Annotated in this window: 12 protein-coding genes and 2 pseudogenes; 11 read left to right on the top strand and 3 right to left on the bottom strand. The window is 36.9% G+C overall.

Features of this window, described 5'->3' with window-relative positions; all coding sequences use genetic code 11:
• The first annotated feature begins 53 nt into the window (after window positions 1-53).
• From AF333_RS21075 to AF333_RS21045, 7 genes and pseudogenes are all read left to right on the top strand, one after another.
• Window positions 54-1,064 carry an aminoglycoside phosphotransferase family protein gene (locus tag AF333_RS21075; protein WP_043068345.1) on the top strand — a complete coding sequence of 337 codons (1,011 nt, stop codon included), beginning with the start codon at window positions 54-56 and terminating at the stop codon, window positions 1,062-1,064.
• Window positions 1,065-1,150: 86 nt separating this feature from the next.
• Window positions 1,151-1,963 carry an NUDIX domain-containing protein gene (locus AF333_RS37225; protein WP_307723433.1) on the top strand — a complete coding sequence of 271 codons (813 nt, stop codon included), beginning with the start codon at window positions 1,151-1,153 and terminating at the stop codon, window positions 1,961-1,963.
• Between the two features lie 115 nt (window positions 1,964-2,078).
• The gene (locus AF333_RS21065; RefSeq protein ID WP_043068346.1) at window positions 2,079-3,002 is read left to right on the top strand and encodes an aminoglycoside phosphotransferase family protein; all 924 of its coding nucleotides are present in this window, start codon (window positions 2,079-2,081) and stop codon (window positions 3,000-3,002) included.
• A 519-nt stretch (window positions 3,003-3,521) separates the two neighbouring features.
• A complete protein-coding gene (locus AF333_RS37625) occupies window positions 3,522-3,815 on the top strand; it encodes a transposase (RefSeq protein ID WP_139189163.1) in 294 nt (97 codons plus the stop codon).
• Between the two features lie 339 nt (window positions 3,816-4,154).
• Complete coding sequence (locus tag AF333_RS21060; protein WP_043068347.1) at window positions 4,155-5,402, top strand: MDR family MFS transporter; 1,248 nt, start codon at window positions 4,155-4,157, stop codon at window positions 5,400-5,402.
• Window positions 5,403-5,559: 157 nt separating this feature from the next.
• Window positions 5,560-6,700 (top strand): annotated as a pseudogene (locus AF333_RS21050) (IS3 family transposase).
• Between the two features lie 40 nt (window positions 6,701-6,740).
• A complete protein-coding gene (locus AF333_RS21045; RefSeq protein ID WP_043068349.1) occupies window positions 6,741-7,094 on the top strand; it encodes a hypothetical protein in 354 nt (117 codons plus the stop codon).
• Between the two features lie 28 nt (window positions 7,095-7,122).
• Here AF333_RS21045 and AF333_RS21040 read toward each other — a convergent pair whose 3' ends face one another.
• Entirely contained in the window at window positions 7,123-8,595 is a 1,473-nt protein-coding gene (locus AF333_RS21040; protein ID WP_043068350.1) for an FMN-binding glutamate synthase family protein, read from the bottom strand.
• Window positions 8,596-9,014: 419 nt separating this feature from the next.
• On the opposite strand from AF333_RS21040, the pseudogene AF333_RS33035 reads away from it, so the two are divergent.
• The 4 genes and pseudogenes from AF333_RS33035 to AF333_RS35995 all read left to right on the top strand — a co-directional run.
• Window positions 9,015-9,182, top strand: a pseudogene (locus AF333_RS33035) (IS4 family transposase); the annotation flags it as partial.
• Between the two features lie 532 nt (window positions 9,183-9,714).
• Window positions 9,715-9,957 (top strand): hypothetical protein, encoded by a 243-nt coding sequence (locus tag AF333_RS21035; RefSeq protein ID WP_043068351.1) that lies wholly within the window; start codon window positions 9,715-9,717, stop codon window positions 9,955-9,957.
• A gap of 411 nt (window positions 9,958-10,368) precedes the next feature.
• A complete protein-coding gene (locus AF333_RS21030; RefSeq protein ID WP_043068352.1) occupies window positions 10,369-11,145 on the top strand; it encodes a class I SAM-dependent methyltransferase in 777 nt (258 codons plus the stop codon).
• Window positions 11,146-11,490: 345 nt separating this feature from the next.
• Complete coding sequence (locus AF333_RS35995) at window positions 11,491-11,664, top strand: hypothetical protein (protein WP_235496790.1); 174 nt, start codon at window positions 11,491-11,493, stop codon at window positions 11,662-11,664.
• A gap of 120 nt (window positions 11,665-11,784) precedes the next feature.
• Here AF333_RS35995 and AF333_RS21025 read toward each other — a convergent pair whose 3' ends face one another.
• Window positions 11,785-13,266: a M56 family metallopeptidase gene (locus AF333_RS21025; protein ID WP_043068385.1), complete on the bottom strand. Its 1,482-nt coding sequence runs from the start codon at window positions 13,264-13,266 to the stop codon at window positions 11,785-11,787.
• A gap of 9 nt (window positions 13,267-13,275) precedes the next feature.
• Window positions 13,276-13,650, bottom strand: a complete 375-nt coding sequence (locus AF333_RS21020; protein WP_043068353.1) for a BlaI/MecI/CopY family transcriptional regulator — start codon at window positions 13,648-13,650, stop codon at window positions 13,276-13,278.
• Between the last annotated feature and the right edge of the window lie 350 nt (window positions 13,651-14,000).

The following is a 14,000-nucleotide window of genomic DNA, read 5'->3' as shown; positions in this document are numbered from 1 at the left end:
TAAACATCCCATCTTTCTATAGTTAAAAGAAGTAACTCTAAGGAGATATAAAATTGTACCAATTGATAAAAAAAGCACTTGAACCTTACTCATTAGGAAACGAATCATTATTCATTGAAAAAGAGTTACACAAAGGCAGTTGGAATAGTGACCTACATTATAAAATAGTTGCTAATGGAAAACCTTTTTCTGCAAGATTCATTAAGAATAATCGTTCCCTCAACAATGTATTTGGTGAAATCTCAAATGGTACTTTATTTGAACAAACAAAGTTTTGTCGATTCCTTGTAAATAATCAAGTTCCGTTCATGCATTTATTACCTGTTTCAGAAGATTTACCGTTTACTACTATTGAATGGGGAAATGAAATTTATCGTTTTATACTATTTGAATGGATTGAAGGCCAACATATAACTCATTGTGATGAGTACATTGCAGAGGAATTTGGTAAAATGGCAAGAAAGTTTCACGATATTTCGAGTTTATATAAAAGTTCTGTCTTCCCGAAGCAATCTCAACTTGTTGGTTACTCCCAATTTGTTGATAATCTTCGAAATAAAGTTAAAGCATCTTACATATCATTAGACAATTTAAAAATGGTGGATGAATATCTTGAAACAACCGAATATCACATAGAAAATGCAAGGACGAAGCATTTTGACTTTATAATACAATCAGATTTAAATCCACTTAATATTATCTGGGATAAAAATAAAAAAATAAAAGGAATTGTTGACTTTGAATCAATTGGCTACAGCGATAGGACTGAGGGTTTAGCCTGGCTAATCAAATGGTATTCCCGAACAAATGGAATAGCTTCAACTGAAATGTCTCCAGTTGTCGCTAATGCCTTTATAAATGGTTACAAAATAAATGATTTTCTTTGTGAAAATGATATTGACCGTCTATCTTCACTTATATGGTTATCTGGTTGCATAAATTGGAACTTCGTAAGAAATACAATTAAAATCTTAGAAACTAATAATGAAAAAATATTAAAAAAACACTTTAATGCTTATAAACAGCGTGGTGAAAAATTATTGAAATTAATTCCAAAAACTTAGGGCTCTTGTTCAAACTTGATATTATCCCTTTTGAGTAGACAGTAAGGTAAAAACCACCTTATTGTTAAATCAGGAGGGATATTTTTATGGCGAAAAAAGGGCAAAAAATGCAAAAGATTCCTAAAGAGGTAAAGGAACAAACAATTGCCCTGTATTATAAACATGGGTTGGGGTATAAAGCTGTAGCAAATGCTTTAGAAATTAAAGATCATACCTATATTCGTACACGGGTGAAGACATATGAGAAACATGGTGTTGTAGAATTAGGAAGAAGCAGACCAAGAAAGAGAAAAGTTATTTCCTCCACTCCTGTAGATTTAGAAGAGGAAAATAAACATTTGCAAATGAAGAATGAATTCTTAAATGTATTTGGCAATGAAAAAATGCATAAAACGGCAATTAAAAATGTTAGCTATCCAATTAGAGTAAGAACAAGTGCATTAATCATTAAAAATAACAAATTGTTATTAGTCGAACTTAATGACGGAAATGGATTACATTATAACTTGCCAGGTGGCGGAGTTGAACAAGGGGAAACTTTAGTTGAAGCAGTTAGAAGAGAAGCACTAGAGGAAGCTTCCATTCAAATTGATGTGGGGAAAGTGGCTTTTCTATATGAATACGCACCTTTTAAAAATAAAGAGAAGTATGGAACAGTTCATTCGTTAACAACGATTTTTGAATGTGAGTTGAAAGGGGGAGAAACGCCTTGTCTTTCAGATAACCCAGATGAAAATCAAATAGGTGTTAAATGGATACCGTTAGATGAATTGCAAAATATCGTGCTATATCCTAATCTTCGTAGCGAAATTCAAACATACATAAATAACAAACGAAACATTGAACTTATGGAAGAGCAACAATTAGAAGGATATCCTGATAACTATTTTAAAGTTTAGATGAGATTGTGAAAGTTTCTCTTGAACTAATATACAGTTTAGTTGAACGGGAATTAGAGCATATAGTTTTTTTAGTTTTGTAGAATATAGAAGAAATAGTGGAGGTATTTAGTAAATGAACGCCATTATACAGGTTCTTCAAGATAGGGTAAATTTGCTTCAAAACAATACAAAAATTGAAGAACTACCCAAAGGCTACTCACCTGATAAAAAGTATGTAGTTTATGTTGATAATAAGAAGTTATTATTACGAGTAGGTGATATAGAAAGCTATAACAAGAAAAAAACAGAGTTTCAAATATTGAGGGATATGCAAAGCCTTAGAGTTCAATCCCCTCTTCCTATTGATATAGGTGTTATTGAAGAATTCAACTCCTGTTATAATATATTTTCTTTTATAGATGGCATAGATGCAAAAGATATTATTCGAACGCTTTCAGAAGAAGAACAATATAACATTGGAATGGAGGCAGGAAAACAACTATCTAGGATGCACTTATATGAAGCTTCTTCAACCATTAATAATTGGTATGAGCGAGCGATGAGAAAGCATTATAGATATCTAAATGCTTATAAGGATTGTGGTATAAAGATTAAAAATGACGAAAAAATTATTAATTTTATTGAGAATAACAAACAGTATATAAAAAAAAGACCTAATCGACTTCAACATGATGATTTTCATCTAGGAAATATTATCGTAAAAGATAACAAATTTGCTGGTGTAATTGATTTTAATAATTTCGATTGGGGAGACCCAATTCATGATTTTGTAAAAGTAGCCTTATTTCAACGAGAAATAAGTATTCCATTTTCAATAGGACAAATTATGGGGTATTTTGATAAAAAAGTTCCAGAGGATTTTTGGATGCTGTATTCTATCTATGCTGGAATGGTTATTTTCTCATCAGTTGTATGGGCTTTACGGTTTGTACCAGAAGAAATAGAAGAAATGATAGATCGATTATATGTTTTGCTAGAGGACCACAAAAATTTTGAAACTTTAAAACCTGCATGGTACAAGCCCAATAATTGTTAAGCTAACAAGAGCTTTAGTTGAAAAAGAATAAATAACTTTAAAAGCCTTCTGTCGTTCAAATAGACAGAAGGCTACTGTATTTTTTGAGCTAAAATAACTTTAATATCATTATACATATAGGTAGTTTTTTAATTCTGTCTACTTGACAGGGATAGGTCCATTTGGATGGTGGGCGTTTTTTTAAAAATGAACAGAGAGAACAAGTAATAAAAATTATTAATGAGCATTCGAGAGCGTTGCAAAATGTGTAATCCATGTATTAATAGGTCATAAAAAAATCATCTTGTTAGGCAGAATGGAGAGTACTATCAAATCGGTGAGTACTCTTCATGATTACTTAAACGATAAAAAAAGAGCATAGAACCAAATTGAAGCTCCAAATTTGCACTGGTTGTTTTAATTAATAGATAAAATTGATATTCCAAAAGGAAATTTAGGTCTTTTCGGAAGATATGGTATTCCTCGTTGTGTGGTGATTCGTTGTTTCCCTTCGATAGTTGATGAAATTCCTTTACTACCCTGGAAGTTGGACATCCTAGTAGTTACTCTCACCCTTGTCAAATTCAAAAGATATCTGGTTTTAATCTTAAGGAAAACAGTTTGGGAAAGTATAAAGGCAGGACCTGTATCACAAAAGGAGATCGCTACTGTTTGCGAATCTTACTGTATAAATGTGTGATAGCATTGGTCGCTAAACATGAACAGTTTAAAGTGTTACATAATAAATTTACAGCTAGAACTATGAATCTGCTACGAAAAAACAGTCGCTCATTACTTTATGTTATAAATCGGTTCGTATTTCCTTCCCTTTAGCTCCAAAATAACAGTCTTATGCTTCTTTATTCGTGATAGCTAAATCTCAAAATTCACCTACAAAAATGCTGCTTAATAAATTTTCTCTTGATATAGTCGTCCTTTTTAGTTGATTGTTCGAAAAAGTAAGCACGAAGAAGTGTTATTTTTTATCATGGTAGCTTTTTTAGTCTTCGTCCAGATAGGTAAAATGAAAGAATGTAAGGGTCGTAAGGACACCGTGAGATCTGCAGGGGCATCACCTGGGCTATTGTGGAAACCTATTGTTTCACTGGGCGATAATTAATATTAAGAAAAACGAATATTCAAAAAAACAGAATTCATAGAGGGAGGATGAAAATGAAAACTACTTGGATGATTAAAAATCGTTATAGTACACCTGTTTGGATACGTTTTATTGGTGAGCTACTCACAAGTACGACTGGGGCGATGTTAGCACCTTTTTTAATTATATATCTTCATGATAAATTAAATGGGAATGTATTATTACCTATGATTATTATAGGTCTACAGCCACTCAGTGATATTTTTGTTACAATATTAGGTGGGGGAATAACAGATCGTTTTGGTCGCAAATCCATTATATTAATTGCTCTTTTTCTTCAGGCAAGTGCTATGGCAGGATTTATATTTGCTGATTCTGTCTGGGCATTTGCTGCAATGTACATTATAAACGGGATAGGTCGCTCACTTTATATACCTGCTCAAAGGGCACAAATTACCGATTCAACTGAGGAACATAAAAGATCTGAAGTGTTTGCAGTCATTAATACACTAAATGCTTTAGGAATGACAATAGGGCCACTGTTAGGGTATCTAGTTTATTCCTATAATCCAGCAATCGTTTTTGCACTTCAGTCAACCTCTTTATTTTTTTATCTTATTCTTACTTGGGTTAAGCTTCCAGAAACAGCACCAATCAAAGTTTATAATATTGATAGCATAGATGAAAAAAAACGGAATTTTACTAAATTTCTTCAATTTTTCATAAGACACCATTGCGTTTTAGGCTTAATGGTTCTTACACTTCCGATTAGCTTTTTATACGCTCAAACTGAGACCAATTATCGAATTTATATACAAGAAATTTTTCCAAACTATTTATTCATTTTAACAACTATAGCCTCTACTAAGGCAATTATGACCATTTTACTGGAGATTGGGTTAGTAAAGTGGACAGAGCGTTTTTCAATGAAAATAATAGTGCTTATTTCTTACATCTGCTATGCAATAGCAGCAATCGGCTATGGGTATTCAACAAGTCTAGAAGCCCTGATTGTTACACAATTGATTCTAACAATTGGTGAGAGTGTAGGTTTAAGTCATTTTTTAAGATTTGTATCACAATTAGCTCCAGACAATATGCGTGGTCGTTACTTTTCTATGTATGGAATTCATTGGGATATTTCAAGATCAATTGGGCCTTTTTTTGGGGGAACTGTCTTATTCCATTATGGTGGTAATATCCTGTTTTGTCTTTCAGCATTATTACTTGTACTTGGAGGAATCGGTCAATTTTTCTTTGTAAGTTATGTTCAAAATAGAATTCAATCTTGTGGGGTGCCTGAAAAAGATGTAACTATTTAGAATAAAAATAGTCAGACTGGTTTTATTAAAAAAATCTAAAGTAAATCATGTTCTTAACTGTGAGGTTGCAATAGTTTGTTGGTAGACTGAATTCTGGACACAGAAAACCGAGAGTGCAAAAATAAAACAAACGCATTCTACATCAAGGTGTCTGATTATGAAGAAAAAGTACGATAAGGAATTTAAACTCCAAGCAATTCAGCTTACTCGTGAACAGGGGAAGTCGGTGACACAAACTGCCCGGGAATTGGGGCTGAGCGAGAATACCTTGTACCGCTGGATGGCCGAGTTCAAAAAGGATGGGGAACAAACCTTTCCCGGTAGCGGCCAGTTAAAACCAGAAGAAAAAGCCCTACGGGATCTCCAAAAGAAAATTCAGGATTTGGAGGAGGAGAATGAGATTTTAAAAAAGGCGATGCACTACTTTGCAAAAGACCGGTGCTAGTTTATGCTTTTATTCACAAACACTGCTTCCAGTTCTGTGTCGCGAAGATGTGCACCGTCCTCCACGTTTCCCGAAGCGGTTATTATGAGTGGATCAAACGTAAGGAAAACCAGCGGAGTCAACGTCGAAAAGAACTGGAGACGCAAGTTCGTCGTGCTTTTCTAGCCTCTCGCCGTCTCTATGGCAGTTCGAAGATTACACAGGTTCTGAGGCAGAGTTCAGGTGTCGGAGAAAACAGTGGCTCGTCTGATGAAAGAGCTGGGTTTAAAATCTCGTACCGTCAAGAAGTACAAGGCTACGACCAACTCTAGACACAACCTACCGGTTCATGATAACGTACTTGCACAGAAGTTTAGCGCCCAGGCACCGAATCAGGTGTGAATGAATGGCCAACATTACACACATTCCTGCCTAGGAGGGTTGGCTGTATCTAGCGAGCATCATGGATCTGTATACCCGGAAGATTGTCGGTTGACACATGGATAAACGGATGACGAAAGAGCTTGTACTAGAGGCATTGAATCAAGCGTACCGTCGTCGGCGACCGCAGAATGAAGTTCTGCATCATTTGGAGCGGGGGAGCCAGTATGCGTCACACGAGTATCAGAAACGCCTTACAACCTACGGTATGACAGGCAGCATAGCCGTAAAGGCAACTGTTATGATAATACCTGCATCAAGTCCTTTTATAGCGTACTAAAGAAAGAACTCATTTATCTTGAAAGCTTCTCAACACGAGCAGAAGCGTATTTTTGAGTACATTGCTTGTTTCTATAATGGAAAAAGCATTCATTCTTCGATTGAGCATTTTACACCTAATCAATACGAACATACGTACCATTTGGTAGCATGATTCTTTCGATTCCATGTGTCCAATCTATTGACAGAGGTCCATGTTATTAACAGGACCACAAAAATTAACTATGTGGCAAAAACTGTATGATGAGCAACAAGATTATCTTGAGCAACTAAAACAAGAGATGGTAGTTCAAGGAATCAAGGAGTATGAATGCTATCGTGGCTATCAGTCAGAATTGCATCTTTTATCACTCTATAAAAATACGATTGTAAAAATAGAGCGCTTTATTAACGAAAGGAAACTAAAATATGGGGAAAGCTACACAGTCACTTTTCATCGTGTTCCCAAATGCTACCAAAATTGGGTTGAATATTATGTGCTTCTTTGCAATAGGGTAATCCCAGCGTCGCTGTCACCAAGTGCCAACTCCCCCTTTACGTATCATTAAGTCCTTCAATGCCTTAGATGTTCTATATTTACGATTTTTGAAAAAAAGAAAGCCATTTTCTACGTTCTTTTGTACTGCATTTTTGCCCTGCAGTAATAGGTTCGTATGGTTCATAAGCAAGTGGAACTTTCGTTACTTTACTTGTCCATTCGTCCAGGGCAACTAAGTCATCCTTATTTACTTGACGCCATGAATTTTTTCCAAGAGCCCGAATAGCAACCTTCATTTCTTCAACACAAGAAGTAAAAAAATTCTCTAAGTATTTAGCCGCTTCTTCTTCATCAAATTCATCTGTCATATTACCAGGGTAAAAAACAAGTTGCGTAGGTGGTTCCCATGGAACGGCTTTTGTTACCTGGCTGTGGGTCATCGCCCATATGAGGGCGGTTCCCATAAATACCGCATCAGCTCCTAAAGCAAGTGCTTTTAAACATTCCCCTGGGTTGAAAAATCCTCCTCCAATCAAAAGGCTAACTCTTTCTTTTACCCCTCGTTTTTCGAGATAATCTGCAGCTCGTGATAAGGCATAAATCGTAGGAAGTCCGAAATCATCTTCTAAGATGGGGGGACCTCCTTTTGTTCCGGCTTGTCCTCCATCAATACTAATAAAATCAACCTCTCCTTGAATCGCTACTTCTAAGTCCGCTTCCAATATTGCACTGGCACAAATCTTAACTCCAATAGGAACGCCTTCCGTCATTTTACGAAGCCTATTTACCAAAGGTTTAAGCTCTTGCGGTTTATTTATTTCCTGATGGCGGGCAGGCACTACAATTTCGCCTGGTGGCACTTGTAAAACATCTCTCGCCCTGCCTTCTAAAAACTCAGGAGGAATAAAACTGGCAGCACCAGCACTAGCCCCTTGGCCGATATGAATTTCAATTGCATCTGCTTGTTTTAGAATGTCCGGATTTTTTGACCAGGTTGCCGAATTATATTGAAGGATTAGATACTTAGAGTTAGCTCGATCTTCAGGTAAAAAACCTCCTTCTCCCGTATTGGTGGCTGTGCCAACAGCAGCAGTCCCCTTAGCCATGGCTATTTTCACCTTTTCGCTCACGCCGATCCCATATCCTAGAGCAGCCGACATTAGGGGAATATCAAGAGTCAATGGTCTTTTTGCCTTTGGTCCGATTGTGACCTTCATATCAACGGGCTCTTTTTCATGGGCAGGCAACACAGCCAACTGGGCAGGTGAGAAAATAAGACCATCAAAGTTGAGAAATTTACGTGGACTGCCAAACGGCCTTTCAATCACTTTTCCTGAATCAGCACGCAGACTATTTTCAATTACCATTGTTGGATTCATTCTTGTCATAGCTGTTACCATTTCCCATATATTTTCGGGGTAACGCTCGGACATTAACCGTTTCGTAAAGCGACCTACTACCAATTTAATTAAAGGTCTCGCAAAAATAATGGTAAATATCCCCGCACAAACAATTGCCGTAAATGTTGCAGTAAAGGCTCCAAGCCAAAGTGAAAAATCGTCGTTTTCCATTGTACACTACCTCTTTTTGTTGAAGACTATATCAAGGAATATAGAGTTATTTTCTCATTCTTTTTCCTTTTTATACGTTGGAGTCAATTTCAGTATAAACGATCAAGCAAACATAAAAATGTTCGCTTTTTGCTCAGTATTTCAATATATTTTTTTTCGTTTGTAGATTGCATAGTTATTCACTACTTCGTCTTATGTAGGAGCTAGGACTTCAAGCGATCATGCGTTGGAAGCGTCGCTATTGAGATTATGGCGTGTTAGCTAGGGAGAGCCGAGTTGTGGACACATAGTAAATCGTTAATTCCAGGTTTCCAAACCAAACGAAAAGGGAGTAACCGTGTAACTTATATTCAAGTCCGAAACCTCTTTTCACAAAATTACAACATCATTTATCTCCTGCTGTTCTTCAGAAATTGGCTAGAAGTGAATGCAAAGCCATTTATATGATTAAACATTATTTTCTACTTTTGTATCAGTTCTTACAAAATAACACCCAAGAAGTATCAAAGATCTTCCTTCGTCTGCTTGACCTCCTACAGAAAAACGGGCGAAAATTTCATCGATACATCAAGTTAAGGGCACCGTAACGAGATAAAAGGGGTTGTTTTATAAAAAATAGTCCTGTATGGGGCCCCTAGTATTACCTCTATTTTTTACCTGCTTTTTTATTTGACTCCACTTCAATTACCAGTAATCAACAGATTTGCTACACTCAGCTCTATCACCTGTCCAAGTCAACTTATGTCTATGTGAAATCGAATGTTTTTTAGGACTGTTATGATCTTCATGGTCTATATCAACATCTACTCTTCCAAGCCCACCGTAATATTTCAAGTTTTCCATTTTCCATTCTATCAGTTGATGAATAGGCATGAACATATTTTACAGGTATATTTCTATTCGTTGTTATAGAGTGTTTTTCTGTTGGAACACCCTTTTCCCATAGTAATCTTAATTTTTTCCCCTCAAGTTAAACACAACCTTCTTTTGGTTCTTAACACAATATATATAATATTATGGTAATATTTTCATATAAAACATAAAATTTACTGTATTAGTATATTATACTATTCGTGATATAATAGAATCATATAAATATCTTCTTAGAGGAATTAAATTATGGATGAATATACTTTTCAAATATTTACAGAAGATTTGAAGATAGGGCGTGAATTTAACTTTAGTTATAAAAATAAAAAGTATTTTATTAGCAGAGGGAAAGGTGTTTGGTTTTTATCTTATGATAAGGAAAAGGAACCTTTTACTTTCAAAGATGTTGAAGATTTGCTAACTAATGCAAGGATAGAAGGAGCTAAACTTGAAGATATTTGGGACGAAGTAGAGGTTACATCTATTTTCTAGGTCTTTAGTTTCGGTTACATCGATGGGATGTTCCAAGAAGAAACGGCTTTTATCTAAAAAAGTATTAGCTATTTTTCACTTTTCTTTTTACTTACTTCCGCTTCAAGTTTACTCGCTTATGCAATACTTTCGTAAGGCGTTCTGCATCCGTTCTTTGGGTACAAAAGCCGTGCCCAGTCATTCGCTTATAGAGGTACCGCCACATCGCTATCAACTTAAGAAAACAAGTCAGCCTAAAATGATAAAATAAGCTTCTTCGTTACAAGGAAGTCTAAAAGTTTCGTTCTGGTAATAAAACTTTAACTTGATTGGCATGTGGTGCTGTCCTGTTTACATCAGAAAAAATTTTGATAAAGTAGCTAACAGTCAATTTTAATTTGCAAGTTATTATAATAAATAAGGGGATATGGAATGGATATTAATATTTACAATAGTCTAGCTTGGAATAAGAATGTTGAATCTGGTAATATATGGACAAAACCTGTGGATAATAGAGTTATCGAGAAAGCAAAGAATGGTGAATGGGAAATCATTTTAACACCAACACGACCTGTTCCAAAAGAATGGTTTCCTACATTAAGAGGATTAAAGATTTTGTGTTTGGCATCAGGAGGGGGACAACAAGGACCTATACTCGCAGCGGCAGGTGCGGAAGTTACAGTTCTTGATATTTCAGAAAAACAATTAGAACAGGATAAATATGTTGCTAAAAGAGAGCATCTCGATATTAAAACTGTGAAAGGGAGTATGGCAGACCTTTCAGTATTCAACGATGAAAGTTTCGATTTTATTGTGCATCCTGCGTCAAATTTGTTTATTGAAAATATTTTACCTGTGTGGAAAGAGGCTTACCGAGTTTTGAAGTATGGAGGAACCCTTATCTCAGGATTTGTAAATCCTATTTTGTTTATTTTTGATGTTGAATCAGAGGAAAAAGGGTTGTTAGAGGTTAAATATTCTATTCCATATTCAGACTTGTCGGATCTTCCAAAAGAACGTTTAGAGGAACATATAGCAGCTAATCAGGCTTTAGAATTTGGTCATAGCCTTGAAAATCAAATTCAAGGGCAAATTGATGCTGGTTTTCTGATTACTGGATTCTATGAAGATAATATGGGGGGACAAAGTTTGCTGGACAATTATATTAACACCTGTATTGCTACAAGAGCAGTGAAATTGAATATATAGTTGTTTAAGTATTTTATAATTTTCAGGAGACAAAAAACTGCTTTAAGTCATTTGTCAAAAGAGGATGTCCAAGATGGGAGGAGCCTATATCAGCACCTTTTATTAAGGTTCTGGAACATAGCAATATGGTTAAGATCAGCAGGCAACATGTATCGGCGTAATTCTCTAGCAAATAGAGATAACGCACTTTTCCATTTAGGAATAGCGTTCTTAACATGATGGATATGTGTTGAGACCTCTCTAAGGGTTCGTTAAGTTTTCTAGAACAAATACACCGATATATCCTTAAGAAGAATACCATTTATAAGGTATAGTAAAATTCTAGTGTATTTATATACATCTGATTTGATAAATCGACAAATTCTTGTGGTGGGAGGTAAGCGAAGAAGGAAGGGCGGTGGGTGGGAGCGGTCGGAAAAAGACATACTGGCCTTTCTTCTACTGGAGCGCAGGGCGCATCCAACCTCTTTTTTTTCTGAATCGCCTCCTTCCAACCACGCTACCCTGTCAAAATATTAACCATAACTTATATAGTGATGATTAAGATGTTATTGGAGCTTGTATTTATTGACAACTGACAAAAGCACTGCCTTCGAGCAGTGCTTTTGTCGCAACATCATATTTAATTAATGCAATTTTTCACTTTTGAGTATTTCCGGGAAACAAAGCTTTTAACTCAGCTATTTCTTCAGGGGTCAGTTTCCTTGAGCCCCCTGATCTTGCTTCCTCTTCCCTTTTCTTAAGTACAGCCCTTTCTTCGGGAGTCAAACTCCTTATTGTCATTGAAGTTCCAGGAGGAATCGACGGATCTTCTTGATGTGTTATTGTAACGGATACTCCAGGATGGTACTTCTCATTAGATTCTTTTAATCTCGCGATGCTCTCAGGTGAATAATACCCATCTTCTTTAGTGACCTGTCTTTGTTCATCGGTTGTCAGCTCGTCAAAAGGTATTAAGCGCTTATAACCTTCAAGAGCATATAGGCCCCTTACCCCTTTTTCGGTTACGAATTTTTGTTCATCAGGCGTAAGAGCACTGTATTTCAAGAATTGTACGCCTTCATATCGTATAGAATCACCTGTACCTTTAATGGTTTGATTAGTATCAGTATTGACCTTGGGTGTTACCTTAGCTGCCCAGGCGGCTGTCGATGTACCGATTGTTCCAACAGCAATGACTGCCGCTGCGCTCATAATTATCGTATGTTTTTTCAGTTTTTTCACATTAAGCATGAGCGTTAATCTCCTTTTCAATTGTTTTCCTTCACCGGATAAGGAAGCGAAAAATCGAGCGGGCATACCCCTTGAACCTGTCATCACGTTCAGGATCGTTTCACCGTATCGTTTTCGCTCGGTATAGGACATTTCCTTCACGACTTCTTCGTCACAGGACAGTTCACTCCACGTATGAATGTCTTTCCGGAGAATGTGAACCAAGGGATTAAACCAATGCAGGGCACTTGCTGCCAAGGTAATCGCCTTGACCCATAAGTCTTTTCGTTTCAAGTGAATCAACTCATGATGAATCACCATAGCCATGTCCACATTTGCTAAATTCTCCATAGGGAGATAAATGGTCGGTTTCCATAGCCCGACAAGAACAGGACTCCAAACAGCAGAACTATAAGCAAGTCGGACGTTGCTTTGCATGCCGAGAGCTTCCTTCATCAAGGTTAGCTGTTTGGCTGCTTCGCTATTCTCCGGCACGGGTGAACGAGTTTGCTGTAATTTCTTTATAAACCTGCGATAACAATAAACCTGCCACATGGCAAAAGTGAAAACTCCTGTTCCCCAAATACTCAGAAAGATGAGGGCTACATCGGCAGAAAGATTCAGTTCCGGAATGGCCACTGTGGGTAGGCCGGGCTGTATTTCATGTACACTCGAAGGTAATTCGGGTATAGGTACGGTTGTCGTTTGCTTCGGAATGAAGAGTGGCAAAAGCCATTGCATAACAAGGGCTACGGGCAAAAGATATAACCCTATTGCCATTTTTCCAATCGCATATCGCCATTTCGAAGGGAAGACACCCGGTGAAATAAGCTGCAACAGGAGAATGCAGGCTACAACGGTACTTCCTGCAACGGAAAGGGAGACGAGCAGTTCCAGAAGTTTACTCATATACTGCACCTACTTTCCTGAAAACCATTGCTTCAGCTCTGCAATATCTTCGTCCGAAAGCTTGTCGCCGTCATACAAAGCAGTGATTAAGTTTTTAACCGATCCTTGGTATAACCCGTCTAATACATGTTGTGCCTCGGCTAGTTTGTAATCTTTCGGCGATATACGGGGAACATACTTGTTCGTTCGGCCATGCCTTGTGGTTTCTAGCGCTCCTTTGTCCACCAACCGCGATAGGAAGGTAGAAATCGTTTGTGCCTTCCACTCCTTACCCCGTTGAGCGAAAATACGCAGCAATTCGGTCGATGTGACAGGAGGATCACATTCCCAAATCACCTCCATGAGTTCCATTTCAGTGTCAGACAACTTTTGAACATTTTTCATGGGTGTACACCTCTTTACTTGTCGTTATGCACCTATAACGACTCATTTACTACAACTTGTAGTAATATGAACTTACTACAGTTTGTAGTAAGTTGTCAAGAGGAGCGGACCTTGAATTTTACTACATAACGTAGTGATATGAATTTACTACAACTTGTAGTGGTTAGATGTGGAATAATAAGGGGGGCGAACCTATACATGGACATACGAACGAAGGTAGCGATATTTAAGACAACATGAAACGTATTTTCTTCGGGAAACATGTGGAGTTGAGCGAACGTGCTTTACAAGATCAATTGCAGCGTGTGAGTGCTTTGAACATCCTGATTCATGTAATTAGTGTTTGGAGA

It is taken from the genome of Aneurinibacillus migulanus (assembly GCF_001274715.1).
Taxonomy (GTDB): Bacteria; Bacillota; Bacilli; order Aneurinibacillales; family Aneurinibacillaceae; genus Aneurinibacillus; species Aneurinibacillus migulanus.
This window is presented reverse-complemented; position numbering and strand designations above follow the sequence as displayed.

Bases quoted from the DNA above. Each gene is read 5' to 3' on its own strand.
- AF333_RS37225 (WP_307723433.1), top strand. From the start codon at position 1,151: ATGGCGAAAAAAGGGCAAAAAATGCAAAAGATTCCTAAAGAGGTAAAG.
- AF333_RS21065 (WP_043068346.1), top strand. From the start codon at position 2,079: ATGAACGCCATTATACAGGTTCTTCAAGATAGGGTAAATTTGCTTCAA.
- AF333_RS21060 (WP_043068347.1), top strand. From the start codon at position 4,155: ATGAAAACTACTTGGATGATTAAAAATCGTTATAGTACACCTGTTTGG.
- AF333_RS21045 (WP_043068349.1), top strand. From the start codon at position 6,741: ATGTTATTAACAGGACCACAAAAATTAACTATGTGGCAAAAACTGTAT.
- AF333_RS21040 (WP_043068350.1), bottom strand. From the start codon at position 8,595: ATGGAAAACGACGATTTTTCACTTTGGCTTGGAGCCTTTACTGCAACA.
- AF333_RS21035 (WP_043068351.1), top strand. From the start codon at position 9,715: ATGGATGAATATACTTTTCAAATATTTACAGAAGATTTGAAGATAGGG.
- AF333_RS21030 (WP_043068352.1), top strand. From the start codon at position 10,369: ATGGATATTAATATTTACAATAGTCTAGCTTGGAATAAGAATGTTGAA.
- AF333_RS21025 (WP_043068385.1), bottom strand. From the start codon at position 13,266: ATGAGTAAACTTCTGGAACTGCTCGTCTCCCTTTCCGTTGCAGGAAGT.
- AF333_RS21020 (WP_043068353.1), bottom strand. From the start codon at position 13,650: ATGAAAAATGTTCAAAAGTTGTCTGACACTGAAATGGAACTCATGGAG.